Here is a 24,934-nt window from a genome sequence, read left to right on the forward strand (position 1 = left end):
TAAGATGGCGCCTTTACTCAAGACAAGGTGGCGGCATGGCCCGTGATACTTATGCATACCGGCACGTTGCCGTCGAATCGCGCGCCATTCATGGCCGCGTGGAAATCCGCCCCGTGCCGGGCCAGGCCTTTTCTCCGGAACTGGCCGTGCAGTGTTCGCGCCGCCTGGCTGACCTGCAGCGCTACCCGCTGGGCAGCTGTTTTTTGCTCTTTGCCAAGCTGACGGACCGCCTGGGCGGCACGCCTTTCCTGTATGCATATCATGGCGACGCGGACGTGGTGATGACGCCGGCCGAAGTGACGAAATTCCTCGGGGAATTTCGCCGCGGGCGCATCTAAGCGACTTCCTTGCTAGGCTTCGCAAGCCGCGCCGGCGCCCGTCTTGGCGCTGGCCTGCGGCTTGCCGAAGAGCGCGATCGTCAGCGCGCAGCCGAGGGCGAACACGCCGCCCACCACCATCGCGCTCGATACGCCCAGCCGGTCGACGGCCATGCCGCCGAGCAAGGCGCCCGACGCCAGCGACACTTGCACGATAGCCACAAACAGCGCACTGCTGCCTTCCATCAAGTGTGGCGCAGCCTTGAACATCCACGTCTGCACGGCGATCGGCATGGCGCCGAAACCGAAGCCCCAGACGGCTACCAGCAACATGGCGGTGAGTGAATGGCTGCCGAACGCGGCCAGGGCCAGGGTGGACAGGCCCAGCACGGCGCCCGTCAGCATCAGCGCGGCCCGCTCGTAGCGGCCGGCGGCCCAGCCTCCCACGAGGTTGCCGATGAAGCCGGAGGTGCCATACACCAGCAGCATGGCGCTGACCGTGCCGGCCGCCAGGTGCGAGATTTGCGTGAGGAACGGCGCGATATACGTGTAGGCGGCGAATTGGCCCGTGAAGAGCATGGCCGTGGCGATCAGGCCCAGCCTGGCCTTGCGGATGCCGAAAATCATCGGCAACTGGCGCAGGCGGATGGCCTGTGTCGGTGGCAGCTTGGGCAACAGCAATAGCTGGCCGATGAAGACCAGCACGGCAATGGCGCTGGCTGCGCCGAAGGCGACTCTCCAGCCGACCAGGTCGCCCACCAGCGCGCCGGCCGGCACGCCCGCCACCGTGCCCAGCGAGACGCCGGCAAAGATGATGGACATGGCGCGCGATGCATGCTGCGGCGACACCAGGCGCGGGCCGATGGCGCTGCCGATGGCCCAGAAGCCGCCCACGCCCACGCCCAGCATGGCGCGGCCCAGCAGTATCGAGGCATACGAGGGCGCCAGCGCCACCAGCAGGTTCGAAGCGACTAGCAGGGCCGTGAGTGCCAGCAGCACGATGCGGCGGTCCAGGCGGCCTGAGCCGACGGTGACGAAGATGGCGGCAAACGCGGCAACGATGCCTGGCGTGGTGATCATCAGTCCCGCCTGGCCCTTGCTGATGGCCAGTTCGGCGGCCATGGCCGGCAGCAGCCCGACGGGCAGGAATTCGGAGGTGACGAGGGCGAAGGCGCCGATGCCGACCGATAGGACGGCCAGCCATGGCGCGACGGTGGTATCGTCGCTGCTAGCGTTGGAAGGTATGTGCATAGGGGTTCCTGAAAAGCCGGGAGGTTTTTAACCGGTCGGTATATAATCAGGGCAGGCAGACATTGTTGTCAATAATTTTTTACCGAACGGTATGAAACAAGATAAAAAAGAGGAAGTAGCCAAGGCGAAAACGGGGCGGCCACGCACCTTCGACGCGGAAGAGGCGCTCGATTGCGCCATGAAAGTGTTCTGGGAAAAAGGCTATGAGGGCAGTTCTCTGCCGGAATTGACGAAAGCCATGGGCATGAACCGGCCCAGCCTGTATGCCGTCTTCGGCAACAAGGAGCAACTGTTCCACAAGGCGCTGGAGCGCTACAGCGATACGCGCATGCGGTTTTTCGATGCGGCGCTGGAACAGCCGACGGCGCGCCAGGTGGTGGAAGCCTTGCTGACGCAGTATGTCGACGCGCAAACCATGCCCGACGGTCCGCACGGTTGCATGGGCGTGAATGCGGCGCTCGCCTGCAGCGACGATGCCTTGCCGATCCGCGATGAATTGTTTGCGCGCCGCCTGCGCGGTGAAATCAAGTTGCGCGACCGCTTGCGGCGCGCAAAGGATGAGGGGGATTTGCCGCCCGATTCCTGTCCCGAGCAGCAGGCGCGCTTTGTCGTGACCCTGTCGCAGGGCATGGCCATCCAGGCAGCGGCGGGCGTATCGCGCGAGCAATTGCAGCACATGGTGGGATTGCTGCTGCGCAATTGGCCGCTGTAACTACCCGGTCGGGGCGATGGTCTTGGCCAGGTCGCTGGGCGCCTTGCGCCGCCAGGCGGCCGTCAGCGCGGCCGCCAGCATGTCCAGTTCGGCGTCCGCCAGGCGCACCGTGATGCCGGCCAGCCGTTCGCCCCACCACAGTTTTTCGCAGCCGGACGGCGTGATGACGGTGGCGATATGCGCCGCTTCCGCATCGAGCAGCACGTTGATGTGCTCGTCATCGGGCAGGGTGGCAAAGATCTTCCCGCCCACGCGGAAGGCTGGACGGTCGTGGTGTTCTTCCTCGGTGGCGTCGGGAAACGACAGTGCCAGATAGCGTAGTTCTTCCAGGTCGACCATTTCCTCTTTCCCCCTCATCGGACAGATAGCTGCATGACTGCATTTTGCCATGCTGTTTCGCCGCGTGGTGCAGCGGCATGCGAAAAGAAATGCGCAAGATGCGACACTGGCGTGGCCCTTTGTGGTGCTGGTGCGACACCTCTCCAGCCTGCGCGACGACGGTGTCGCCCGAGCGGTACGGTTGTCCAGGCCGTTTTAGCTGTCTGGCGCATGATTGCTATAAAAATATCTTACATGGTAAAAAGAAAAAAACTTTTCCTTCAGGGAATTTAAGATACAATAGATTCAACGTTTTACCTGACCCGTCAACTGTCTGGCTTTGTCCCGGGAACCCGAACCCTTTCCATGACGCTTGCAGTGCCGCCATGGCATGCCGCAAGTCCGCGAAGTTCTGCGGAGGCTACGCCCCCGACCGCTCATCCTTGCAACTGCCAGCGCTATGCCGACACGCCTCAATGCAGCGTGTATTCAGCTCAAGCGCCCTTACGCCTGCTGCGCCCGTTGAATACTTATGACTGGATACATATCATGGAAAACTTGTCTAAAATCGCTCTCTCCCTGATCGCTGCTGGTGTGTTTTCCCACGCGAATGCCAGCACCATTACCGTCTCCACCGCTTACTCGAATACTGGCTTGCAAGCTGCCGCTGCCGCTTACCCGTCCGTGGTGAATGCCGGCGGGGCGCTGGACGTCAAGAGCAGCGACCTGTGGTGGACTGCTAACTACCATGACAGCAGCCAGTTCCTCGATGGTTCCAGCGCCTTGTCGGCAGGTAACCATTCCTTGAGCATCGATGGCCTGGAGGGATGCTGCGATGGCGGCCAGCAAGTCCAGTTCACGGCGGACAACAGCAATTTCGCCAGTTTTTCCAGCACCGATGGCCCGGTACCGGCCTTGTCGGAACCGAGCTCCTACGCCATGCTGCTGACCAGCCTGGCTTTGCTGGGCTTCACGGCGCGCCGCAGGCAGGACGACAAGTTCTAAGTCACGATATTCTGCGCCTCGCGGCGCACGTCAAAAAGCCCACCGGTCTGTCAGGACACGGTGGGCTTTTTTGCATGCGCGTTGTCAGTCGCTGCTGTCTTCGTCTTCATCGGCCCCCTTGGCCGCCTTGCCGCGCTCGGCGTCGACGGCGCGCTGCAGGCTGGCCGCATCGCGGAAGAAGGCAGCCGCCGTGTGATTTGGACTCTGGCGCAGTGCCGGCGGGTAGATCACCGACATATAGGCCTCGTCGGCCAGGCGGCCGCTGATCTGCAGGTTGCTCAGCAGGATCAGGGTCGAGCCGACGATGGCCAGCACGACGGCAACGAGGCCGAAGCGGCGCGGATGCTGGGGTTTGATCGTGCATAAATGGTAGTAGATCATTATGCATACGATGACGATGAACATATGCCGCCCGTAGCGCGTCAGCACTTCCAACGATAGCGCATACGCCGCCACATTGCTGCCCAGTTCCCACACTTCCATGGCCAGCAAGCCGCAGCCGATGATGAACAGGTGGCGGCCAAAGCGCGCCACATGGCCGAACAGGCGGTTTGCCACGGCCCAGATCGACGCCCACACGAGGCCGCCGGCCAGCGCGTAGGCGATGATCATCAGGTAGGAAATCGGGTCGAAGGGTTCCGCGTCGCCCAGCCAGTTGCTGAAGGCGGCCGAGGCGCCAATCATGGCCAGGCCGGCGACGGCGGGGCGCAAGCCTTCCCAGTCGTGCCTGGTGGTATCGCTCAACTCGGGCGCAACAGGGTGATCGCTGGCGCGCACGCGCAGGCGCGTGTGGCCCAGGCGTACGATGCTGTTGCCGCTCAAGGCCACTTGTAGTTGCCGCTGGCCCCGGTGGATCACGCCATTCTGGCTGCCCAGGTCGCGCAGCAGCAAGCCTTCCGCGCCATCGTCCTCGATGACGGCGTGGCGGGCCGCCGTGTGCGCGTCGTCGAGGATGAAGTCGTTGTCGTAGCTGCGGCCGATGCTGATCGGCAGGGTGGCGATGCGCTGGCGTTGCTGCACTTCGCCATTCTCGGCGAGGATTTCGATGAAATAGGGCGGTTTCATGGCGTGCGTCCGCTTTCCCGCGAGAGCGCTTCGAGGAAGGTGCGCGTGACGCGCATGCCGTTGGCGTAGGACACGCCGCGCGCGTCGATGCGGCTTTGCAGGCTCATGAGTGGCTCATCGGTGCTGGCGGCCAGCAGGGCAAAGTCGTACAGGCCGGTAAACTTGCGGTAGGCGCGCACGCACAGGACGGCGCGCAGGGGCAAGGTCTTGTTCTTGACGAACTGTTCGGTGCAATGGGGTCCCGTCAGGTGCACGCTTTTGTAGCTGCCGAAACTTTCATTCTTGAACGAGGCGCTGGCCAGCTCGGAAAAGCGCAACGCACCCAGTTCGCTGCTGCGCAGGAATTCGTGGCGCATCGACACTTGCCCCGTCTGCAGGGCGCCCGAGATAAAGATGGCCGATTCCATGGCGCAGCTGGTGTTGTCGAGCATGTAGGGCTTGTCGGACTTCACGTTGGAGCTGCCCCAGCATCGCATCTGATCGGACTCGCGCACGGGCACGCGGTACGGGCCCATGGCTTTCAGGCTCAATGGCGTGTCGAGCAGGCGCGCCAGCATGACGTCCTGGTGCGCCAGCAACTGCGCCGTCACCAGCGGCTTGAAGTCTTTCGGCGGCTTGCCTTGCTGGGCCACCTTGGTCAGCAATTGCTGGGCATAGCGGGCCGGCACGAGAAAACTGACCAGTTCGCCATCGAGGCGTTTCGACACGTTCACGCCGGCCACGTCGCCGCTGGCCGTGACGCTGGGGCCGCCGCTCATGCCGGAATTGATCGGTCCCGTAAACATCAGCTGGTCGTAGAAGCTGCGCGTGACGATACCGTTGTACGAGCCTTCCGAGATGGCGAAGCCCAGGTCCAGCGGATTGCCCATCGAATACAGGTACTGGCCCTGGGTCAGGGGTGCCAGCGGCTCGGGCATCTTGAAAAATCCCGTGCCGTGGCGGTTCACGCGCAAGACGGCCAGGTCGTGCAGCACGTCGACGGCCAGCAATTCCACATTGCCGCGCTGCCCGCTGGTGTCCACCCATTCACCGACGTAGGTATCGGGGTCGAGCGCGAATTGCGACACGACGTGATAGTTGCTCACCACCAGGTCGCCCGTGCCGATCAGGAAGCCGGAACCGACCGACGATTGCGTGCGGCCATTTTTCAGCAGCACACGCACTTGCAGGATGTCGGCGCGCGCGGCCGTGTACAGTTTTTGCGCGGCAGACGAGGGCGGCGGCAAGGCTGCATGTTCGGTGGCGGCTGGCGCGGCGCTGGCCGGTGGCGGTTTGGCGGGGGGAGTCGAAGCGGTGGGGGGCGCGGCTGGCGCAGGCGCCGGGGCCGCCTGTGCGCCTGCGGCAGCGCACAGGCTGGCCAGCAAGAAGGCGAAGTTAGATAATTTCATGCATCCTTTGTGCGTGAGCAGGAGCGAGGCCGGCCCGGCGCGGCGGCGTGCACGCGCTGCGCCGGCTCAGGGAATTACAGGGCGCCGTCTTCCAGTGCCGGCGCCGTTTCCGGCGTCATCATGTGGCCCAGCTTGCTTTGCTTGGTATTCAGGTAGTGCTGGTTGAAGGCGTTGCGGTTGACCAGCAGCGGCACCCGCTCGGCCACCGGTATGCCCAGCGCTTCCATGGCGGCGATCTTGCGCGGGTTGTTCGTCATCAAACGCAGGCTGTGGATGCCGAATTGCGCAAACATGGGTTTGCACAGAGTGTAGTTGCGCGCGTCGGCCTTGAAGCCCAGCTGTTCATTCGCCTGCACCGTGTCGGCGCCCGCTTCCTGCAGGCGGTAGGCGCGGATTTTGTTGATCAGGCCGATGCCGCGCCCTTCCTGGCGCAGGTACAGCAAAATGCCGCGGCCTTCCTCGGCGATGCGTTTCAAGGCGCCTTCGAGCTGGGCGCCGCAATCGCAGCGCTGGGAAAACAGCACGTCGCCCGTCAGGCACTCGGAATGCACGCGCGCCAGCACCGGTTCGCCGTTGCCGACATCGCCCAGCACCATGGCCAGGTGTTCCTTGCCCGTGGCGTGTTCGACAAAGGCGTGCAGGGTGAACTGGGCCCAAGGCGTCGGCAGTGCGCAGGAAGTCGTGTAATCCAATTCGCCTGTCGCCAGGAGGTCTGCGCCGCTTTGCATGGTTGTGCTCATATAGGTAATGTTCAAAAATGGAGGCGCGCCGTACCACTGCGGTGCCGGCGCGCCCTGTCATCATACCAAAAAGCAGGGGAAACCATTTCCCCTGGCTGACATTTGAAGGCAGTAATGCCTGGTACTGTCCCTCTAATTGCGGGCGGATCAGCCTTTTGCAAGACGGCTGGCCTTGCCGAAGCCCCGTTCCACCAGTAACAGCATGCCGCCAAAGATGGACAGATTCTTCAGGAAGTTGGTCAGCTGGTCCTGGAAGTGGGCCGCATCGGCGCTCCAGAAGGCGTGGAAGATGAGCGTCGTCGGGATCAAAAACAGCGCCAGCGCCAGCGCCGCCCAGCGCGCCTGCCAGCCCGTGATCAGCAGCAAGCCGCCACCCACTTCCAGGGCGATGACGCCCACCAGCAAGATATTGGCGATCGGCAAACCCTGGCTGGCCATGTAGCCGGCCACGCCCGCAAAGCTGCCGATTTTCAGCAAGCCCGAGACAAAGAACAACACGCCAAGGGCGGCACGGCCGAGAGGCAGCAATACGTTGGTTTTGTTTTCCATGATTTTCTCTTTCTGTATATTGAACAATTATTTAGGCAAGTCGAAGAGCAGAAACTCAGCGTCTTCCGGTTGGCTAATTGTCACGCTGGTTTCCTGCGTCAGTTTCAGCGCATCGCCCGCTTTCAAGGGCGTGCCGTTGACCACCAGGCTGCCGCGGATCAGGTGCACGTAGGCGAGGCGGCCTTCGTCCAGCGCATGCTCGGCCTGCTCGCCTTCCTGCAGGATGCTGGCGTAGATGGACGCATCCTGGTGGATCAGCACGGAGCCCTGGCGGCCGTCGGAGGAGGCGATCAGGCGCAGCTTGCCCCGTTTGCTGTCCGGCGTGAAGTGTTTCTCTTCATAGCTAGGTGGAATGCCCGTCACGTTCGGCTGGATCCAGATTTGCAGGAAGTGCAGGCCATCCGTGGCAGAATGGTTGAACTCGCTGTGGCGCACGCCGCTGCCTGCGCTCATGCGCTGCACATCGCCGTAGTGCAGTACGGAACCGGTGCCCATGCTGTCCTTGTGTTCGAGCGCGCCGTCGAGCACATACGAAATGATTTCCATGTCGCGGTGGCCGTGCGTGCCGAAACCCTGGCCTGGCGTGACCCGGTCTTCATTGATCACCAGCAAGGGGCCAAAGCCCATGTGCAGCGGATCGTGGTAGCTGCCGAAGGAAAAGCTGTGGTGGGAATTGAGCCAGCCGTGGTTGGCGGCGCCGCGTTCTTCGCTATGACGAATCTGTAACATGGTGGACTCCGTTTCTATCAGTGAATGTGCGATAATTTCGAAGGGCCGTTGCCTGGCAGTTGCCGTGGCGCCTTTGCTTCCCTTCGCTGTACGATGGAGAAAGTATAGGCCGGCCAGCCCGGAAAGAAAAACGGAAAATCTACCGCACTATGATCGAAAAAATCGAATGTTAAGACTGAGCCTGGAAGCCTTGCAAATCGTCGATGCTATCGACCGCCGCGGATCATTCTCGTCGGCCGGCAAGGAGCTGCATAAAGTGCCGTCCACCATTTCCTATACGGTGGCCAAGCTGGAGGACGATCTTGGCGTGCAGGTGTTCCAGCGCAATGGTCCGAAAGTCATGCTGACGGCGGCTGGCCAGGAGTTGCTGAAAGAGGGCCGCTACCTGCTGAAGGCGGCACAGGACCTCGAGCACCGCGTGCGCAGGGTGGCGTCTGGCTGGGAAACCGAGTTGTCCATCGGCATCGATTCCATGTTTTCCGCCGTGGCCCTGGCCGACGATGTGCGCGCCTTTTATGAGGTAGCGCAACAGACGCGCCTGCGCCTGTCGCAAGACACCCTGTCGGGCACCTGGGAAGCATTGCTGGACCGCAGGGTCGACTTGCTGGTGGGCGCGCCCGGCGACGGTCCGGCGGGCGGCGGCTATATCGCGCAACCGATCGGCATGCTCGATTTCGTTTTTGCCGTGGCGCCCACGCACCCGCTGGCGCAGGTGGCGAAACCTTTGTCGCGCGGCCACTTGCAGCAGCACCGGGCCGTGGTGGTGGCCGACTCGGCGCGCCAGATGGCGCCGCGCACCGTGGGTTTGTTGCTGGGGCAAGATGCCTTGAGCGTGCCGAACATGCAGGTCAAGTTCGATTACCAGGTGCTGGGGCTGGGTTTTGGCTTCCTGCCGGGGCCGTGCGCGCGCGCCGCCATTGCGCGCGGCCTGCTGGTGGAAAAGGCTGTGGAAGAGCCAAAACCATCGGAAACGTTTTACCTGGCGTGGCGCGTGGGCGAGGATGGCGCCGCGCTGCGCTGGTGGATGGCGCGCATGCGCGAGCCGGATGTGTTTGCCCGCCTGGCGCAGCATCTGCCGGGGCGGGCCTGACGCAGCACCCAGCCGTTCTGCGGTGGTCTTAAAATGTTGACATACGCCAACATTTTTAAGTTACCATATTCACAGTATTTTGACCGTCCTTCTGCCCTGACCTCCATGCCCCATAGTGGGATTTTGATGATTACACACACTGCAGCGCCCCTGATATGTTCCCTTGACCAGGCCCAAGAGTGGGGTTGCCATGCTTGAGGCGAAGGTTGCGCTGTGCCTGCGCCTGGCCCAGGATGCCCGTGAGCAGGCGGGGCAGCAGCAGGCCGCCACCCTGGTGCGGCTGCAGGAAGAACTGGAGCGGCTGCGCGGCGCCAGCCGGCCCGTGGTGCGCGTGGCGCCGGCCGACGCCTTGCTGGAAATCGATCCCGATGGCTTCCTGATCGGCTGGGACCATGGCGCCGAACAGATGTTCGGCTATTCCGAACTGGAAGCGCTGGGACAGCACATCCTGTTCCTGTATCCGGAAGACGACGCGGAAGCGAGCGTGCTGGAATTGCATTTCAAACAGGGCGACGTGGCCACCGATGTACGCCGGCGCAAGAAGTCGGGCATGGTGACGTGGCTGCGCATGCACCGCCACGTGATCCACGACCAGGCGGGCAAGGCGTGCGGCATGGCCGTGCGCCTGTCGGCCATGAGCGAACCGCTGTCCGATGTGGACAAGGTGAGGTTGCACGCGCGCATCATCGAAGACAGCGAGCAAGCCGTGCTGATCACGGATGCGGAAGAGCGCATCGTCTCCATCAACAGTTCGTTTTCCCGCATCACCGGTTATTCGCCGGCCGAAGCCATCGGCCGCACGCCGGACTTGCTGCGCTCGGGCGTGCACGACCCCGACTTCCGCGCCAAGGTGCGCGCCGCCATGCGCGGACACGGTTCCTGGCGCGGCGAAATCATCGGCAAGCGCAAGAATGGCGAACTGTTCCCGCAAGACGTCACCATCAGCGTCGTGCGCGACGAATTCGGCGAAATCAGCCATGTGTTTTCCCTGTTTTCCGATATCTCGGTGCACAAGGATGCCGAGGCGCGCATGCAGCGCATGGCCAACTACGACAGCCTGACGGGCTTGCCCAACCGCTGCCTGCTGAACCAGCTGGTCGACCAGGGCCTGGCTGAAGCGAAACGGCAGGGCACGCATGGTGCGCTGATGGTCATCGACATCAGCCGCATCGGTTCCATCAGTGATACCCTGGGCCATGAAGTGGGCGACCAGCTGGTGATTGCCATCGGGCAGCTGTTCCGTGGCGCCCTGCGCGATGCCGACATTTTAGCCAGGGTCGACAACAGCAAATTCGTCGTCGCGCTGTTGCACATCGAAAAGCGCGAACATGCGGCGAATGTGGCGCAAAAACTGCTCAACCTGCTCGAAGCACCGATCAATATCGATGCGCACGCCCTGCACGTGGGCGCCAGCATCGGCATCACCGTGTATCCGGAAGATGGCCTGGAAGCGCCGGCCCTGTTCCGCTTTGCCGACGTGGCCGTGGCCAAGGCGGGGCAGACCATCGAATCGACCTTCCTGTTTTACCGCGAAGACATGAACCGGCGCGCCAAGGAACATTTGCGCCTGGAAAGCGAAATGCGCCTGGCGCTGGGCGACAAGGAGCTGGAATTGCATTACCAGCCCAAAGTGAGCCTGGCCAGCGGGCGCATCGTGGGCGCGGAAGCCTTGCTGCGCTGGAAGCATCCGATGCGCGGCATGGTCTCGCCCGGTGTCTTCATTCCCGTTGCCGAGGAAACCAGTTTGATTCTGGAACTGGGCACCTGGGTGCTGGACGAGGCCTGCCGCCAGATCCGCAGCTGGGAGGACCGTGGCCTGCACATGCCGGCCATCGCCGTCAATTTGTCGGCGCGCCAGTTCGATGAGCAGTTGCCGGCGCGCATAGCGGCCGTGCTGGAGCGCTACCGGGTGCGTCCCGACCAGATCATGCTGGAAATCACCGAGAGCCTGTTGATGCGGGGCGCGGACAAGGTGATCGACATCATGAACCAGCTGGTGGCCATGGGCCTGGCGCTGGCGCTGGACGATTTCGGCACCGGCTATTCCAGCCTGGCGTATTTGAAGAAATTCCCCATCAGCACCCTGAAGATCGACCGCTCGTTTGTCATCGGCTTGCCGTTCGAGGAAAACGATTGCGCCATCGCCCGCGCCATCGTCACCATGGCGCAGCAGTTGCGCCAGGAAATCGTCGCCGAAGGGGTGGAAACGGCCGAGCAGATGCGCTTCTTGCGCGAACTGGGCTGCGACCAGCTGCAAGGCTACCTGTTCAGTCCAGCCGTGCCGGCGGCGGAATTCGAAGTGATGCTGGGCGAGGGCCGCCAACTGCGCCTGGAAACGGTGGCGGTTTAAGCACTGCCCAGCTTCACTTTTTCCAGCAGATAATCGAGCATGACGCGCACGCGGGCCGGCACTTGCAAGCCCGGTCCCACGAAGACGGCGTGCACGAGTTCCGTGTCGCCCGGGTTATAGTCCTGCGGCACCGGGATCGTTGGCCTTGCTCGTTATTGCGCTGCACGGCGGCGCCATCACCATCGACGACTCGCCGCTGGGCGGCGCGCGCTTCACGATTTATATTCGGGCCTGAGCGCCGGCGCACCGCGTCTCTGGCGCTGCGCCATGTAGGAACTGCCCATCGACGCGGCCATGATCATGGCGATGGCCAGCCATTGCGCGGCGTCCAGGCGTTCATCGAGCAGGATGAAGGCCAGCATCGCGGCCACGGCCGGTTCCATGCTGCTCATGATGCCGAACGCTTGCGGCGTCAGCCGTTTCAGGGCCACCATTTCCAGCGAGATCGGTATCGCGCTGGAAATCAGCGCCACGCCCAGGCCCACGGCCAGCACGACCGGCGAGAGCAGGGCGCCGCCGCTATGCATCACGCCCACGGGCACCACCACCAGCGCGGCCATCGCCAGGCCCAGCGATACCGAATGGCCTGCATGCAAGTGGCTGGCGCGCTTGCCAAAGATAATATAGGTGGCCCAGCAGACGGCGGCGGCCAGGGCGAACAGCACGCCAGTGGGGTCCAGATTGCTGATATCGTGGCCCAGCGGCAACAGCAGCGCCAGTCCCGCCACGGCCAATGCCACCCAGACGAAGTCGAGCGGACGGCGCGAGGCCAGCAGCGCCACGGCCAGCGGGCCGGAAAATTCGATCGCCACGGCGATGCCGAACGGTATCGTGCGCAAGGCCATATAGAAACACAGGTTCGTCAAACCCAGCGCGGCGCCGTACAGGGCCACCGTGCGCAAGTCGGCGCGGCTCAGCTGCCAGCGCCACGGGCGCCAGAACAGCAACAGCAACAGGGCGGAAAAGCCCACGCGCACGGCCGTCGTGCCCTGTGCGCCGACCAGCGGGAACAGGCTATGCTTGGCCCACGACGTGCCCAGTCCCAGACACGTGACGGAGCCGAGGATGGCCAGCAAGGGGATAAAAGAAGAGTAGCGGTGCTGTGGCATGGCGAGTATGGCTTGATATCGGAAGCATGAAAGTTTATTGTGTCTGCTCTGATATTTGCACTGCATTTTGACGCTTATGACGCAACTTTCGCTCACGCCTTCCCTTGCCCTTGATGCCTTCGACCTGGCGATCCTCGACATCTTGCAGCGCGATAACACGACCTCGCAGCGCGAAATCGCCCAGGCCGTGCATTTGTCCGCACCTGCCGTGCAGCGGCGCATCCGCCGCCTGCGCGAGAGCGGCGTGATCCGTAACGAGGTGGCCGTGCTCGACGCGAGCCGCCTGGGCCGTCCCCTGATCTTGACGGTGGAAGTGCATTTGCACGACGAGCACCCGCAGCGCACGGCGGGCATGCGCGCACGCATCATGGCCGAACCGGCCATCCAGCAGTGCTACGGCATCACGGGCGAGGCCGATTACCTGCTGATCATTACTGCCAGCAGCATGGCCGAATACGAGGCGCTGACGGAGCGCCTGTTCGGCGGCGACGACAATATCCGGCGCTACCGCACCTCGGTGGCATTGACCTGCCTCAAGATGGACTTGCACGTGCCGCTGGCATAGGGCACAGTCCAGGCAAATGACTATCTCCAAAAAGAAACAAGCCTCCGTGATGGCCGCCATGCCCGCCCACCTGCACGCCGAACTGGCAGCGTATGCGTGGGCGCGCGACAGCGTCGGTGAGTCGGACGCTGCCGTTTACCGGCTGCAGGGCAGGGACGGTGCGCCGGACCTGTACCTGAAGCACGGCAGGGGTAGCGCCGCCGCCGACATTGCCGATGAAATGGCGCGCCTGCGCTGGCTTGCGCAGTACCTGCCCGTGCCGGCCGTGGTGCAGTTCGCCCGCGTGGCCGACCCGGACCAGGCATGGCTGCTGATGACTGCGCTGCCTGGCGCGACGGCGTCCGAGGTGCTGGAAGCGAACCCCGCGCTGGGTCCCGCCGTGGTCGACGCGCTGGCGGCCTTTCTGCGCCGCGTGCACGCGCTGCCCGTGAGCGACTGCCCGTTCAATGCCGGCCATGCTGTTCGGCTGGCCAAGGCACGCCAGCGCATCGATGCGGGCCTGGTCGATGCCGAGGATTTCGATGCCGGGCGGGAAGGCTGGACGGCAGAGCAGGTGTGGGCGGCGCTGCAGGATTGCCTGCCCCTGGTGCCCGACCTCGCCGTGACGCATGGCGATTTTTCGCTGGAGAATATCCTCATGCAGAAAGGCGCCGTCGTCGGCTGTATCGACGTGGGACGGGCCGGCGTTGCCGACCGCTACCAGGACCTGGCCATCGTCTGGCGTAGTCTCGGTGAGTTGGACGCCGCGCTACAGCAAAGGTTTGTGCAGCAATATGGGATCCTTGATGCCGATCAAGGCAAGCTGCAATTTCACTTGCTGCTCGATGAGCTGTTCTGAATGCGATCCAGCGGGTAGCTGTCGCCTGCACTTTGGCATCATCCGCGGGGACGAATGTGGGAGCCTGACGATGGGGGCGCAAGAAAATGCGCATCTGCATGCGTCAGCCTTGCCGGCCGGCTACCGGCTTGACGTCGCAACGTCGCTGGCCATCACGACGGTGCGTATTGTCACCGGCGACGGTGCTGTTGCCGCCAGCGGCTACGCCGTGCAATATTCCAGCGTCTTTGTTTTTGACCGTATCGTCACCGAAGCCGCCCATCGGCGCCGGGTGCTGGTGGCAACCGAGGATGGCTTGACACTGTATGCGAGCCTGGGCTGGCATATTCAATCACCGTATTCGACGGCCGCGATTACCTAAGGTGGCGATACCGTACCTGCGCAGCGTGGATGCCGGGCGGCCATGTTACGGCTCAGACTCATCGCGCTCGGCATCGCGTTCGCGGCAGCTCAATGCGGCGTAATGGCCCTTGGGCATCCTGGTCTTGATGGCGACTTCGCTCAGTTTGTTGCGGATATCGACAGGGTCGGTCAAGGTACAGCGCTGGGCGCGGGCGAACGCTTGCAGCTTCTGGGTGCTGCCGCGCACCTTCACCGTCACGCCGGCGCCGGGGCTGACGCAGCAGCCGATGTATTGCGTGATGTATTCTTCTTCGATGAGCACCAGTTCATGCCCCAGGAAACTGGCGGGCTTTTTCAGCAGGTAGTAATCAGTGTAGTCGGCGCGCTGGTCGGGGTGCTTGCCAAGGTAGCCTTCACGCATGTAGGCCCGGATGGCCTCGCCGGCGGTGCCCACCCTGTCCGTCGTGCCCTTTTTCAGGTGCAGCGCCCGGATCAGGCCGCTTTCGAGTGCCGGATCGGCAGCGGCGAGGGCGCTGCAGGAGCAGGCGGCGAGCAGAAGCGAGCCGAGCAGGCGGCGGGTGCGGCGCCATTCAGACATGGGATGGATTCCTTGCATACAATTTCATACGTGAAGAGACGGGAAGCGCAGTGTAGCCCACGCCGGCCTGCACGCGTGGCACAATGCGTGATCCGCACGCCACGTGCCACTGACCACAGGACTTTCATGACCCGCGCCATCCTTGACGAAGCCCAGATCCATCCCGCCGCCCGCCCTTTGATCGGCAGCAAACATACGGACATTGTGCGCGAGGTGCAGGCTGCCATCGCCGCGCACCAGGTGGTCGTCGTCGGCATGGCGCTCAATCCGTTTCCGCGCAAGGCGCGCAAGATCCTGGACGTGCTGGGCACGCCCTACCAGTACCTGCAATACGGCAGTTATCTGAACCAGTGGCACCGTCGCAATGCCTTGAAAATGTGGACGGGCTGGCCAACTTTCCCCATGGTCTTTGTGAACGGCGTGCTCATCGGCGGCGCCAGCGAGCTGCAACAACTGGTGGAAAATGGCGAGTTCAGCGCCATGCTGGCGAAGAAGGTGCGCCAGTTTTAAGACCCGCCTTACGACTGTCCTTACTCGCCCGGCCGCCATGGCGACTTGCGCGTGCGCAAGGGCTCGAGCAAGCCGCGCAAATCGTTGTGGTCGAGCTCGTACATCAGCGCAATTAAACTGCCCAGTTCGCCCGAGGGGAAGCCCTCGCGCGCGAACCAGCCCAGGTAGTGTCCCGGCAAGTCGGCCAGCAGCCGTCCCTGATATTTCCCATATGGCATTTCGCGCGTGACCAGCAGCGCCAGTTTTTCTGAATTCATGCGACAGCTCCGGTTTTGATCCGGCCAGTGTAGCAGATCCGCATATTGTTGATTTCAGCGCAATTATCTTCTGCCTGAGCAGGTATTTTTCGCCATAAAGAAAACCCCGATACTGCATGACTACATCTTTTATCGGAGTTTGTCATGCCCATAGCCTTGCTCGCGCTGACCCTCAGCGCATTTGCCATCGGAACCACCGAGTTTGTCATCGTGGGGCTGTTGCCCACCATCGCCGCCGACCTGGGCGTCAACCTGCCATCGGCTGGGCTGCTGGTCAGCCTGTATGCGCTGGGCGTCGCCGTGGGCGCGCCCGTGCTGACGGCCCTGACGGGCAAGATCCCGCGCAAGACCCTGCTGCTGTCCTTGATGGTCTTGTTCACCCTGGGTAATTTGCTGGCCTGGAAGTCGCCCGGCTATGAAACCCTGGTCATCGCCCGCATCCTGACGGGGCTGGCGCACGGCGTGTTCTTTTCCATCGGCTCGACCATCGCCACCTCGCTGGTGCCGAAAGACAAGGCGGCCAGCGCGATTGCCATCATGTTTACGGGCTTGACCGTGGCCCTGGTGACGGGTGTGCCGCTGGGCACCTTCATCGGCCAGCATTTCGGCTGGCGCGAAACTTTCCTCGCCGTCTCGGCGCTGGGACTAGTGGCGTTTGTCGGCAGCCTGCTGTACGTGCCATCGAATATTGCCCACAGCAAGCCGGCCTCCTTGTTGGAGCAAGTACAGGTGCTGGCCCAGCCGCGCCTGCTGCTGGTGTACGCCATGACGGCCGTCGGCTATGGCGGCTCCTTCATCGCCTTCACCTATCTTGCGCCGATTTTGCAGCAAGTGGCGGGTTTCAGCGCCGGTGCCGTGGGCGCGGTGATGCTCGTGTATGGCGTGTCCGTGGCGTTCGGCAATATCTGGGGCGGCAAGCTGGCTGACAAGAAAGGCCCCGTCAGCGCCCTGAAACTGATCTTCTTGCTGCTGGCGGCCGTCTTGCTGGTCTTGACCTTCACGGCGCCGCATCCGGTGCTCGTCATCATCACCGTGCTGCTGTGGGGCGCCGTCGCCTTCGGCAACGTGGCCGGATTGCAAGTGTATGTGGTGCAGCAAGCGGAACACTTCACGCCGCGCGCCGTCGACGTGGCCTCGGGCCTGAATATCGCCGCCTTCAACCTGGGCATCGCCGGCGGCGCCTGGGGCGGCGGCCTGATCGTGGAACACCTGGGTCTCGTGCACACGGGCTGGATCGGCGCCATCGTCGTGCTGGGCGCGTTCGGCTTGACGGTCCTGAGCGGCCGCCTCGACCGATTGAACCCGATTCCCGTGCGGGTTGCTGGCGAAAAATCGATGCATGCGACAGGCCATTGAGCCCCCGAGTGACCGCTTGCCCTTGCTTCACGTTTCAGTTTGCCTGGTAATCAAGCTGACATATTTGTCGTTTATGCTCCTGCCTCGTATGCACGCTGGTCTGTCCCACGATATTTATTTATAACGGAAGAAAAAAATGTCGAATTACGCCCCTGAGTCCTCACGTCGCCGCCTGTTGCAACTGTTTGCCGGTGCACCCATGCTCCCTTTGGCTGGCTTGACCGGTGTCAGCGCTTTTCTGTCCGGTTGTGGCGGCAGTTCGAATAACGACGTGCCGCCGGTGACCACGCCAGGCACAGACACCCCGGCCGCGACGTTTACCACGGCAGAATTCACCGGCATGGCGGCACCACTGGCCAGCGCGCCTGCCGCGCTGGCCACCACCACCGTCGGCTCCAAGCTCAAGGTCAATTTCAGCGATGGCAGCAGCAACAGCTACAACCTGGCGTACCAGCCTTTCTTCCTGACCGGCGACCGGGTGCCGGATGGCAAGGGCGGTACCGTGATTGCGGGCGGCTACCTCGACATCAGAAACCAGCCTATCATCGACAGTTCGGTGCCGGGCAAGGAGCGCCAGTTCTTCTCGGACTCGCCAGACGGCAGTTCGATGCTGACGGTGGCCAACGCCGCCGTGACCGGCGTCAAGGGCAAGCCTGTGTTTGCCGTGGTGCAGTTTGAATATAATTCGTTCAACCAGGCCGGCGCGTCCACCTACGGCACGCTGCCGTCGCCGATCGCCGTGCTGACCCTGGACCAGGACCAGACCACCGGCAAGCTGTCGCTGGTGAAATACCACAATGTCGATACCTCGTCCGTCAAAGGCCTGTGGATTACCTGCGGCGCGAGCCTGTCGCCATGGAACACCCATCTGTCGAGCGAAGAGTATGAGCCCGATGCCTTCGACCAGGGCCTGGGCGGCCAGACCTTGGCCGTGCTCAAGGAATTCAGCAAGAACGTCTTCGGCGATACGACTACCGCCAATCCATATGACTACGGCCACCTGCCGGAAGTGTCGGTGAACCCGGACGGCACCGGCAGCATCAAGAAGCACTACTGCCTGGGCCGCTACTCGCGCGAACTGGTGCAGGTGATGCCGGACCAGCGCACCATCCTGGGCGGCGATGACTATACGAATGGCGGGCTGTTCATGTTTGTGGCCGACAAGGTCGCCGACCTGGCGGCAGGCGGCACCCTGTATGTCGCCAAATACACCACCCAGCTGACCGAGACCACCACCGGCAAGCTGCAATGGGTCAAGCTGGGCCATGCGACGCACGCCGAGATCAAGGCGCTGGTCGACGGCGGCATCAAGGCCACCGACATCATGGATTCGACCTTGGTCGATCCGTCCGATGCCAGCTACACGAAGATCGTCCTGAACAAGAAAACTGCCTGGGTCAGAGTCAAGGCCGGCCAGGAAAAAGCCGCCGCTTTCCTGGAAACCCACCGGTACGCCGCCCTCAAGGGTGGCAGCATGGCCTTTACCAAGAACGAAGGCACGACGGTCAACGCCAAAGACAAGATTGCCTACTCGGCGTATGCCAACATCCAGGACTCGATGGTCGAAGGCGGTGCGGGCTACGTGGCCGGCAACAACGTCAAGTTCAAGAAACTGGTGGCGGGTGGCGTTGTGTCGCACAAGCTGGCAGGCGGACAAAAGGATGACACCGGCGCGGCGATCGACAGCGAATGGGTGCCGAGCGAATCGACCCTGCTGATCGCAGGTGAAGACATCGCGGCCGATGGCCTGGGCAATACCGCCAACCCGGCCAAGATCGCCAGTCCCGACAACTTGAAGTTCTCGGAAAAACTGCGCACCCTGTTCATCGGCGAGGACAGCGGCAACCACCTGAACAACTTCCTGTGGGCGTATAACGTCGATACCAAGAAGCTGGAACGTTTGCTGTCCTGCCCGGCCGGCGCGGAATCGACCGGCCTGCATGCGGTCGATGAGATCAATGGCTGGACCTATGTGATGAGCAACTTCCAGCATCCGGGTGACGAGTGGAACCGCTTCCCCGGGCTGCCATCGGCGCTGAAGGATCAGATCAACATCATCATCAACACCAACTACAACAGCAAGGCCAGTGGCGCTGTCGGCTATCTGACGGCGGAACTGACGCAGGTGAAACTGTCGAAATGATGCGCATCAGCTGATATGGCTGCGGGCATGCAGGGCAGGGAGGCGCTGGCCTTCCTTGCCCTGCGCGCGCGGCTGGGGACATTGCTGCATGGCCTGGGCTTGAAGGCAAAGTAACTTTCTGGCAGAAAACAGCAAAACGGGGGAAAATGGCGCTTCCCTTCCTTTAGCGTTCCCTACCATGTCCGATACTGCAGCTTCATCGCTACGCCTGCGCACCGATATCAATCCGAAACCGCTGGGCGTTGCGCTTGTGCTCATCCTGCTGGGTGCGTGGTATCTGGCGCACACCGTGGGCATCAACCAGGCCGCGCTGTATGTGGTGGGCGCCTTGCTCGGCATTACGCTGTATCACGCGGCCTTCGGCTTTACGTCGGCCTGGCGCGTCTTCATTGCAGATGGCCGCGGCGACGGCTTGCGCGCGCAAATGCTGATGCTGGCCGTCGGCGTGGCGCTGTTTTTCCCCGCGCTGTCGGCCGGCACCCTGTTCGGCACGCCCGTCGCGGGCCTGGTTTCCCCCGCCGGCACCTCGGTCATCTTTGGCGCCTTCATCTTCGGTATCGGCATGCAGCTGGGCGGCGGCTGCGCTTCCGGCACCTTATATACAGTCGGTGGGGGCAGCACGCGCATGCTCATTACGCTGGCCGCCTTCATCGTCGGCTCCGTGATCGGCACGGCGCATATGCCATTCTGGACCGCGTTGCCGCAACTCAAGCCCATTTCCCTCGTCACGACCCTGGGCCTGGTACCCGCGCTGGCGCTAAACTGGATCGTCTTTGCGCTGATCGCCGGCATCACGGTGCTCGTTGAAAAGCGCCGTCACGGCAAGCTCGTCGCGACACCGCTGCGCCCGGCGCAGGCGTCGCCCTGGCTGCACGGTCCCTGGCCGCTGGTGGCGGGCGCCGTTGCCCTCGTCGTGCTGAACTTCGCCACCCTGGCGCTGTCGGGCAAGCCCTGGGGCGTGACGTCCGCGTTTGCCCTGTGGGGCGCGAAAGCGGCGTCCGTGGTCGGCATCGACACGGCCAGCTGGGCTTACTGGTCGACCAAGGCCAACGCGGCTGCCCTGGCTGCGCCGCTGACGCAAGACAAGACGTCCGTGATGGACATCGGCATCGTGCTGGGCGCCATGCTGGCGGCGGCGCTGGCCGGCCGCTATGCGCCCGTGTGGCGCATCCCGCGGCGCTCGATCATCGCCGCCATCGTGGGCGGCTTGCTGCTCGGCTACGGCGCGCGCCTGGCCTACGGCTGCAATATCGGCGCGTATTTCAGCGGCATCGTCTCGGGCAGCCTGCACGGCTGGCTGTGGCTGGTCTGTGCTTTCGTCGGCAACGTCGTCGGCACGCGCTTGCGTCCGTGGTTCGGCCTGGAAGTGGAGCGCGTGAAACCGACCGGCTGCTGAGGCCGGCGTAAATAGGGGCTTTGCTGTATATTTCTGCCCCTGTTCCACTTTGCCGCCAGCGCAACGCCCATGTCCCCCCTCATCCTGTTTGCCGTCGTCCTTGCCTATTTCCTGATCCTGCTGGGCGTGGCGTGGCGCACCTCGCGTCACGCCACCAACGACAGTTTTTTCATCGGCAACAAGGATAGCAACTGGATGCTGGTGGCCTTCGGCATGGTGGGCACCACGCTCACGGGCGTCACTTTCATCAGCGTGCCTGGCGCCGTGGGCAGCAACGGTTTCGGCTACGTCCAGCTGATGATAGGCTATGTGCTGGGCTACCTTGCCATCACGTTTATACTGCTACCGCTGTACTACCGGCTGCAGCTGACCTCCATTTACCGCTACCTGGAGCTGCGCCTGGGACGGCGTTCCTACCAGAGCGGGGCGGCGTTTTTCATCCTGTCGCGCCTGCTGGGCGCCACGGCGCGGCTGTATCTGGTGGTCAATATCCTACAGGCGACCATTCTCGACAGCTTCGGCGTGCCGTTCTGGCTGACGGCCGGTGTCGTGCTGCTGCTGATCCTGCTCTACACGTATGAAGGCGGCGTGAAAACCATCGTCTGGACCGATACCCTGCAAACGGCGTGCATGCTGGCGGGGCTGGTGATTTGCAGCGTGTTTTTGCTGCGCGAGATGGACCTGTCCCTCATCGACAGTCTCGAACGCATGCGCGCGCAGGGACTTACGCGCATGTTCAATGTCGACCCGGACAGCCCCGCCTATGTGTGGAAGCATGTTGTGGCCGGCATGTTCATCACCATCGCCATGACCGGCATGGACCAGGAAATGATGCAAAAGAACATTTCCGTGCGGACCTTGCGCGACTCGCAAAAGAATATGCTCAGCCTGACCGTCGTGCTGACGGGCGTGCTGCTGCTGTTCCTCTTCCTCGGCGGCTTGCTGCACCTGTATGCGCCGCTGGCCGGCGTGACGGCCACGGGCGATAAACTGTTCCCTGCCGTGGTGCTCGGGCACTTCCCCGCCGTGGTGCAGCTGATTTTCTTCATCGCTCTCATTTCCGCCCTGTTTCCCAGCGTGGACGGGGCGCTCACTGCCCTGACGTCCACCTTTTGCATCGACATCCTGGGTCTGCAGCGCAGGCAGGATTTGAGTGCCGCGGCGCAGATGCGCTGGCGCCGCAAGGTGCACCTGGGGTTTGCCGCACTGTTTTTGATCCTGATCATGGCCTTCAAGTGGATCGATAGTCCCAGCATGATAGGCGTGATCCTGAAGCTGGCCAGCTATACCTATGGGCCGCTGCTGGGCCTGTTCGCCTTCGGCCTCCTGAGCCGGCGCGGCGTGCGCGACCGTTGGGTACCGTTGGTGGCCATCGCCGGACCATTGCTGTGCGCGCTGATCGAAGGGGAGCAGGCGCGGCTGTTCGAGCATTACCGCATCGGCCTGGAATTGCTGATCCTGAATGGCGCCCTGGTGCTGGGCGGCCTCTTCCTCATTTCCACGCCGGCGGGGCAGGGCGGCAAGAGCGCGTAATACTTGTCAAAATAAGACGAATCCCAAGACGACTGCGGCCATTTTCAGCTATATTGATTTCCTTTAGGTACATAAACCCACGGAGCATCAATGTCACTCAACCCCTTCCCGCCGCTGCGCCGCGGCTTTGGCGCATTCTGGCGCGCGCTGGACGCCACCCGCCGCGCGGTCATCAATCTGATTTTCCTGCTGATCGTCATCGCCATCCTGATCGCCATCTTTGGCGGCGGCGCCAAGCCCCTGGCGGAAAAGACCACGCTGGTGCTGGACTTGCAAGGCCCGCTGGTCGAGGAAACCCCGGGCGGCGTGCGTGAGGCGGTGCTGGCCAATGTCAGCGGCGAAGTCAAGAAAAGCGTGCAGTTGCGCGACGTGCTGGCGGTGCTCGACACGGCGGCCAAGGACAAGAACATCGGTTCCATGGTGATCCTGCTCGACGAATTGCAGGGCGGCGGCCTGGCGTCGCTGCGCGAAGTGGCGGCCGGCGTGGAACGCTTCCGCGCCACCGGCAAGAAAGTCACGGCCTGGGGTTCGAGCTACAACCAGCGCCAGTACCTGGTGGCGGCCAAGGCCGATGAGGTGTACTTGCATCCGATGGGCGGCGTCATGCTGGAAGGCTTCGGCCGCTACCGCAATTACTACCGCGACGCGCTCGACAAAGTGGGCGTGACGGTCAACCTGCTGAAAGTGGGCACGTATAAAAGCGCGGCCGAGCCTTTCATCGCCAACGGCCCGTCCGAAGCGGCGGCCGAAGCGGACCGCTACCTGAACAATGGCTTGTGGACCACCTACACGACGGACGTGGAAAAGGCGCGCAAGCTGCCGGCCGGCGCCATCATGCAATCGATCGACAACCTGCCTGCCTTGATGACGGCGGCCGGCGGCGACCTGGGCAAGCTGTCGCTGGACGCCAAGCTGGTCGACGGCTTGAAAACGCGCGATGAACTGCGCCAGTTCATGATGGCGCGCGGCGCGAAGAATACGGAAGGCACGAACTTCCGCCAGATTAATTACACGGATTACCTGGCGCGTTTGCGCCCCGTGCACGTCGGCGACGCCGTCGGCGTGGTCATCGCCTCCGGTGAAATCGGCGACGGCATCGCGCCACCGGGCGCCATCGGCGGCCTGTCCACCTCGCGTTTGATCCGCCAGGCACGCGAAGACAAATCGATCAAGGCCATCGTGCTGCGCGTCGATTCGCCGGGCGGCAGCGCCTTCGGCTCGGAATTGATCCGCCGCGAACTGGAACTGACGCGCGCCGCCGGCAAGCCGGTGGTCGTCTCGATGGGCAACGTGGCCGCTTCGGGCGGTTACTGGATCAGCACCTCGTCCGATGAAGTGATCGCCGACGCGGCCACCATTACCGGCTCCATCGGCGTGTTCGCGATTCTGCCGACGGCCGACAAGGTAGTGGAAAAGCTGGGCATCCACACGGCAGGTTCGCCGACCACCTGGCTGGCCGACGCAGGCAATCCATTGCGTCCGCTCGACCCCCGTTTTGCACAAGTGATCCAGGGCTCGATCAACCACGTGTATGGCGACTTCCTGAACCTGGCCGCGAAGGCGCGCAAGACGACGCCGGAAAAAATCAATGACGTGGCGCAGGGCCGCGTCTGGACAGGCTTGCAGGCGAAAGAGCGCAACCTGGTCGACCGTATCGGCAGCTATGGCGATGCGCTGGCCTCGGCGGCCAAACGCGCCAAGCTGGGCAGCGACTACCGCGTGACTTACCTGGAGCAGGAAACGTCGAACGTGGACCGTTTGATCGGCATGTTCGGCTCGAAGGCCATGGTCTCGCTGGGCTTGAGCGAGCACGTGAAGCTGGGCCTGGCCAGCACGGGCTTGCCGGCCGACGCGGCGCTGGGCATGGCGCAGGACCTCTCCTGGCTGTCGGGCATCACGCGCGAGCACAAACCGTTCATGGCGCTCACGCATTGCCTGTGCGAGGTGCCTTTGGGCGGCAAGTAACAGCCACATCAACAGCATATCCAAGCCGGCTTCGTCCGGCTTGTTTCATATGAGGAGCAAGGCATGGCAACCGACATGAGTACGCACACTGACACGGCGCTCACCATACGCCCTTGCGCAAAGGGCGATGAACAGGCGCTGGCGCTGGTGGGGCAGGCCACCTTCCTGGAAGCGTTTGCCGGCATCCTCGATGGCGCCGACGTCATCGCCCATTGCCAGCGCCAGCACGACGCGCAGCTTTACCGCGACTGGCTGGCGCTGCCTGCCATGCGTTTGTGGCTGGCCGAAGCCATGCCCGGCGGCGCGCCCGTGGGCTATCTGGTGCTCAGTCCCGCCAGCCTGCCGGTGGCCGATCCGCGACCGAATGATCTGGAAATCAAGCGCATCTACCTGCTGCACCGCTTCCAGGGCCAGCGCGTGGGGCAGCGCCTGATGCAGGCGGCCGTGGAGCAGGCGCGCGCCAGCGGCGCAGGGCGCGTTCTGCTGGGCGTGTACGCGGAAAACCACGACGCGCTGGCGTTCTATGCGCGCTGCGGCTTTACGCAAGTGGGGCTGCGCACTTTCCGCGTGGGCCGCGCCGACTACCAGGATGTCATCCTCGGCATGGCCTTGTAAATCGAGGTAAAGAGTTTCCTCCGCCTGAGCAGCCGCATGGCGCCGCGTCAAGGCCGATGGCGGGAGATTTGTAGCGAGTTTGTATCTGCATGCGAGTCGCCCGTGCGCCGCTGGCGCCGGGGCGAGACGCCCCGCAAGCCTGATTTTTCCACTATTCCCTAAAGGGACGGTATGCCTGCCGGCCCGACAGATC

Annotated in this window: 26 protein-coding genes; 15 read left to right on the forward strand and 11 right to left on the reverse strand. The window is 63.1% G+C overall.

All coding sequences use genetic code 11. From position 1 onward, the window contains the following. Positions 1 to 35 precede the first annotated feature (35 nt). Entirely contained in the window at positions 36 to 338 is a 303-nt protein-coding gene (locus tag ACQ4WN_RS03235; RefSeq protein ID WP_436550232.1) for a hypothetical protein, read from the forward strand. 12 nt (positions 339 to 350) lie between these two features. Here ACQ4WN_RS03235 and ACQ4WN_RS03240 read toward each other — a convergent pair whose 3' ends face one another. Beyond that, a complete protein-coding gene (locus tag ACQ4WN_RS03240) occupies positions 351 to 1,568 on the reverse strand; it encodes an MFS transporter (RefSeq protein WP_436550233.1) in 1,218 nt (405 codons plus the stop codon). A gap of 91 nt (positions 1,569 to 1,659) precedes the next feature. Here ACQ4WN_RS03240 and ACQ4WN_RS03245 point away from each other — a divergent pair, with 91 nt between their 5' ends. Then, positions 1,660 to 2,280 carry a TetR/AcrR family transcriptional regulator gene (locus ACQ4WN_RS03245; protein ID WP_436550234.1) on the forward strand — a complete coding sequence of 207 codons (621 nt, stop codon included), beginning with the start codon at positions 1,660 to 1,662 and terminating at the stop codon, positions 2,278 to 2,280. On the opposite strand, the gene ACQ4WN_RS03250 is transcribed toward ACQ4WN_RS03245, so the two are convergent. Next, entirely contained in the window at positions 2,281 to 2,619 is a 339-nt protein-coding gene (locus ACQ4WN_RS03250) for an MmcQ/YjbR family DNA-binding protein (protein WP_099378307.1), read from the reverse strand. It abuts the gene before it with no gap. A 528-nt stretch (positions 2,620 to 3,147) separates the two neighbouring features. Between ACQ4WN_RS03250 and ACQ4WN_RS03255 the strand changes: the two genes are divergently transcribed. Next, on the forward strand, positions 3,148 to 3,603 hold the full coding sequence (locus ACQ4WN_RS03255; RefSeq protein WP_436550235.1) for a CCXG family PEP-CTERM protein: 456 nt from the start codon (positions 3,148 to 3,150) through the stop codon (positions 3,601 to 3,603). Positions 3,604 to 3,687: 84 nt separating this feature from the next. Here the strand turns inward: ACQ4WN_RS03255 and ACQ4WN_RS03260 are convergent, their stop codons facing one another. From ACQ4WN_RS03260 to ACQ4WN_RS03280, 5 genes are all read right to left on the reverse strand, one after another. After that, a complete protein-coding gene (locus tag ACQ4WN_RS03260) occupies positions 3,688 to 4,668 on the reverse strand; it encodes an FHA domain-containing protein (RefSeq protein ID WP_436550236.1) in 981 nt (326 codons plus the stop codon). Then, complete coding sequence (locus tag ACQ4WN_RS03265; protein WP_436550237.1) at positions 4,665 to 6,056, reverse strand: S1 family peptidase; 1,392 nt, start codon at positions 6,054 to 6,056, stop codon at positions 4,665 to 4,667. The genes ACQ4WN_RS03260 and ACQ4WN_RS03265 overlap by 4 nt, the downstream gene beginning before the upstream one ends. Before the next feature lie 74 nt (positions 6,057 to 6,130). Continuing rightward, positions 6,131 to 6,784 carry a GTP cyclohydrolase II gene (gene ribA / locus ACQ4WN_RS03270; protein WP_436550238.1) on the reverse strand — a complete coding sequence of 218 codons (654 nt, stop codon included), beginning with the start codon at positions 6,782 to 6,784 and terminating at the stop codon, positions 6,131 to 6,133. A 159-nt stretch (positions 6,785 to 6,943) separates the two neighbouring features. Then, complete coding sequence (locus ACQ4WN_RS03275; RefSeq protein ID WP_436550239.1) at positions 6,944 to 7,345, reverse strand: DoxX family protein; 402 nt, start codon at positions 7,343 to 7,345, stop codon at positions 6,944 to 6,946. Positions 7,346 to 7,372: 27 nt separating this feature from the next. Continuing rightward, the gene (locus tag ACQ4WN_RS03280; RefSeq protein ID WP_436550240.1) at positions 7,373 to 8,074 is read right to left on the reverse strand and encodes a pirin family protein; all 702 of its coding nucleotides are present in this window, start codon (positions 8,072 to 8,074) and stop codon (positions 7,373 to 7,375) included. A gap of 166 nt (positions 8,075 to 8,240) precedes the next feature. On the opposite strand from ACQ4WN_RS03280, the gene ACQ4WN_RS03285 reads away from it, so the two are divergent. Beyond that, positions 8,241 to 9,164, forward strand: a complete 924-nt coding sequence (locus ACQ4WN_RS03285) for a LysR family transcriptional regulator (RefSeq protein WP_436550241.1) — start codon at positions 8,241 to 8,243, stop codon at positions 9,162 to 9,164. A 190-nt stretch (positions 9,165 to 9,354) separates the two neighbouring features. After that, positions 9,355 to 11,514: a putative bifunctional diguanylate cyclase/phosphodiesterase gene (locus ACQ4WN_RS03290; RefSeq protein ID WP_436550242.1), complete on the forward strand. Its 2,160-nt coding sequence runs from the start codon at positions 9,355 to 9,357 to the stop codon at positions 11,512 to 11,514. On the opposite strand, the gene ACQ4WN_RS03295 is transcribed toward ACQ4WN_RS03290, so the two are convergent. Together ACQ4WN_RS03295 and ACQ4WN_RS03300 are read right to left on the reverse strand one after the other, a co-directional pair. Continuing rightward, on the reverse strand, positions 11,511 to 11,645 hold the full coding sequence (locus ACQ4WN_RS03295) for a hypothetical protein (RefSeq protein WP_436550243.1): 135 nt from the start codon (positions 11,643 to 11,645) through the stop codon (positions 11,511 to 11,513). The genes ACQ4WN_RS03290 and ACQ4WN_RS03295 overlap by 4 nt on opposite strands. A gap of 81 nt (positions 11,646 to 11,726) precedes the next feature. Beyond that, entirely contained in the window at positions 11,727 to 12,623 is an 897-nt protein-coding gene (locus tag ACQ4WN_RS03300; protein ID WP_436550244.1) for an EamA family transporter, read from the reverse strand. A gap of 76 nt (positions 12,624 to 12,699) precedes the next feature. On the opposite strand from ACQ4WN_RS03300, the gene ACQ4WN_RS03305 reads away from it, so the two are divergent. The 3 genes from ACQ4WN_RS03305 to ACQ4WN_RS03315 all read left to right on the forward strand — a co-directional run bounded on the left by ACQ4WN_RS03305 (position 12,700) and on the right by ACQ4WN_RS03315 (position 14,387). Further along, positions 12,700 to 13,188: an Lrp/AsnC family transcriptional regulator gene (locus ACQ4WN_RS03305; protein WP_436550245.1), complete on the forward strand. Its 489-nt coding sequence runs from the start codon at positions 12,700 to 12,702 to the stop codon at positions 13,186 to 13,188. Positions 13,189 to 13,204: 16 nt separating this feature from the next. Next, positions 13,205 to 14,026, forward strand: a complete 822-nt coding sequence (locus ACQ4WN_RS03310) for an APH(3')-I family aminoglycoside O-phosphotransferase (RefSeq protein WP_436550246.1) — start codon at positions 13,205 to 13,207, stop codon at positions 14,024 to 14,026. Positions 14,027 to 14,096: 70 nt separating this feature from the next. Further along, positions 14,097 to 14,387: a hypothetical protein gene (locus tag ACQ4WN_RS03315; RefSeq protein WP_436550247.1), complete on the forward strand. Its 291-nt coding sequence runs from the start codon at positions 14,097 to 14,099 to the stop codon at positions 14,385 to 14,387. Between the two features lie 45 nt (positions 14,388 to 14,432). Here ACQ4WN_RS03315 and ACQ4WN_RS03320 read toward each other — a convergent pair whose 3' ends face one another. Continuing rightward, entirely contained in the window at positions 14,433 to 14,966 is a 534-nt protein-coding gene (locus tag ACQ4WN_RS03320; RefSeq protein ID WP_436550248.1) for a hypothetical protein, read from the reverse strand. A gap of 126 nt (positions 14,967 to 15,092) precedes the next feature. On the opposite strand from ACQ4WN_RS03320, the gene ACQ4WN_RS03325 reads away from it, so the two are divergent. Further along, positions 15,093 to 15,476: a glutaredoxin domain-containing protein gene (locus tag ACQ4WN_RS03325; protein ID WP_436550249.1), complete on the forward strand. Its 384-nt coding sequence runs from the start codon at positions 15,093 to 15,095 to the stop codon at positions 15,474 to 15,476. A gap of 20 nt (positions 15,477 to 15,496) precedes the next feature. Here the strand turns inward: ACQ4WN_RS03325 and ACQ4WN_RS03330 are convergent, their stop codons facing one another. Next, on the reverse strand, positions 15,497 to 15,733 hold the full coding sequence (locus tag ACQ4WN_RS03330; protein WP_436550250.1) for a DUF3820 family protein: 237 nt from the start codon (positions 15,731 to 15,733) through the stop codon (positions 15,497 to 15,499). Positions 15,734 to 15,877: 144 nt separating this feature from the next. Here ACQ4WN_RS03330 and ACQ4WN_RS03335 point away from each other — a divergent pair, with 144 nt between their 5' ends. The 6 genes from ACQ4WN_RS03335 to ACQ4WN_RS03360 all read left to right on the forward strand — a co-directional run bounded on the left by ACQ4WN_RS03335 (position 15,878) and on the right by ACQ4WN_RS03360 (position 24,741). Next, positions 15,878 to 17,089, forward strand: a complete 1,212-nt coding sequence (locus tag ACQ4WN_RS03335; RefSeq protein ID WP_436550251.1) for an MFS transporter — start codon at positions 15,878 to 15,880, stop codon at positions 17,087 to 17,089. A 199-nt stretch (positions 17,090 to 17,288) separates the two neighbouring features. Continuing rightward, complete coding sequence (locus tag ACQ4WN_RS03340; protein ID WP_436550252.1) at positions 17,289 to 19,232, forward strand: PhoX family protein; 1,944 nt, start codon at positions 17,289 to 17,291, stop codon at positions 19,230 to 19,232. Positions 19,233 to 19,410: 178 nt separating this feature from the next. Next, positions 19,411 to 20,628: a YeeE/YedE family protein gene (locus tag ACQ4WN_RS03345; RefSeq protein ID WP_436550253.1), complete on the forward strand. Its 1,218-nt coding sequence runs from the start codon at positions 19,411 to 19,413 to the stop codon at positions 20,626 to 20,628. Between the two features lie 69 nt (positions 20,629 to 20,697). Next, positions 20,698 to 22,161: a sodium:solute symporter gene (locus ACQ4WN_RS03350; protein WP_436550254.1), complete on the forward strand. Its 1,464-nt coding sequence runs from the start codon at positions 20,698 to 20,700 to the stop codon at positions 22,159 to 22,161. A 90-nt stretch (positions 22,162 to 22,251) separates the two neighbouring features. Further along, positions 22,252 to 24,126 carry a signal peptide peptidase SppA gene (gene sppA, locus ACQ4WN_RS03355; RefSeq protein ID WP_436550255.1) on the forward strand — a complete coding sequence of 625 codons (1,875 nt, stop codon included), beginning with the start codon at positions 22,252 to 22,254 and terminating at the stop codon, positions 24,124 to 24,126. A gap of 75 nt (positions 24,127 to 24,201) precedes the next feature. After that, on the forward strand, positions 24,202 to 24,741 hold the full coding sequence (locus ACQ4WN_RS03360; protein ID WP_436550256.1) for a GNAT family N-acetyltransferase: 540 nt from the start codon (positions 24,202 to 24,204) through the stop codon (positions 24,739 to 24,741). Positions 24,742 to 24,934 lie beyond the last annotated feature (193 nt).

This window comes from Janthinobacterium pasteuri (genome assembly GCF_051380775.1).
Taxonomy (GTDB): domain Bacteria; phylum Pseudomonadota; class Gammaproteobacteria; order Burkholderiales; family Burkholderiaceae_D; genus Janthinobacterium.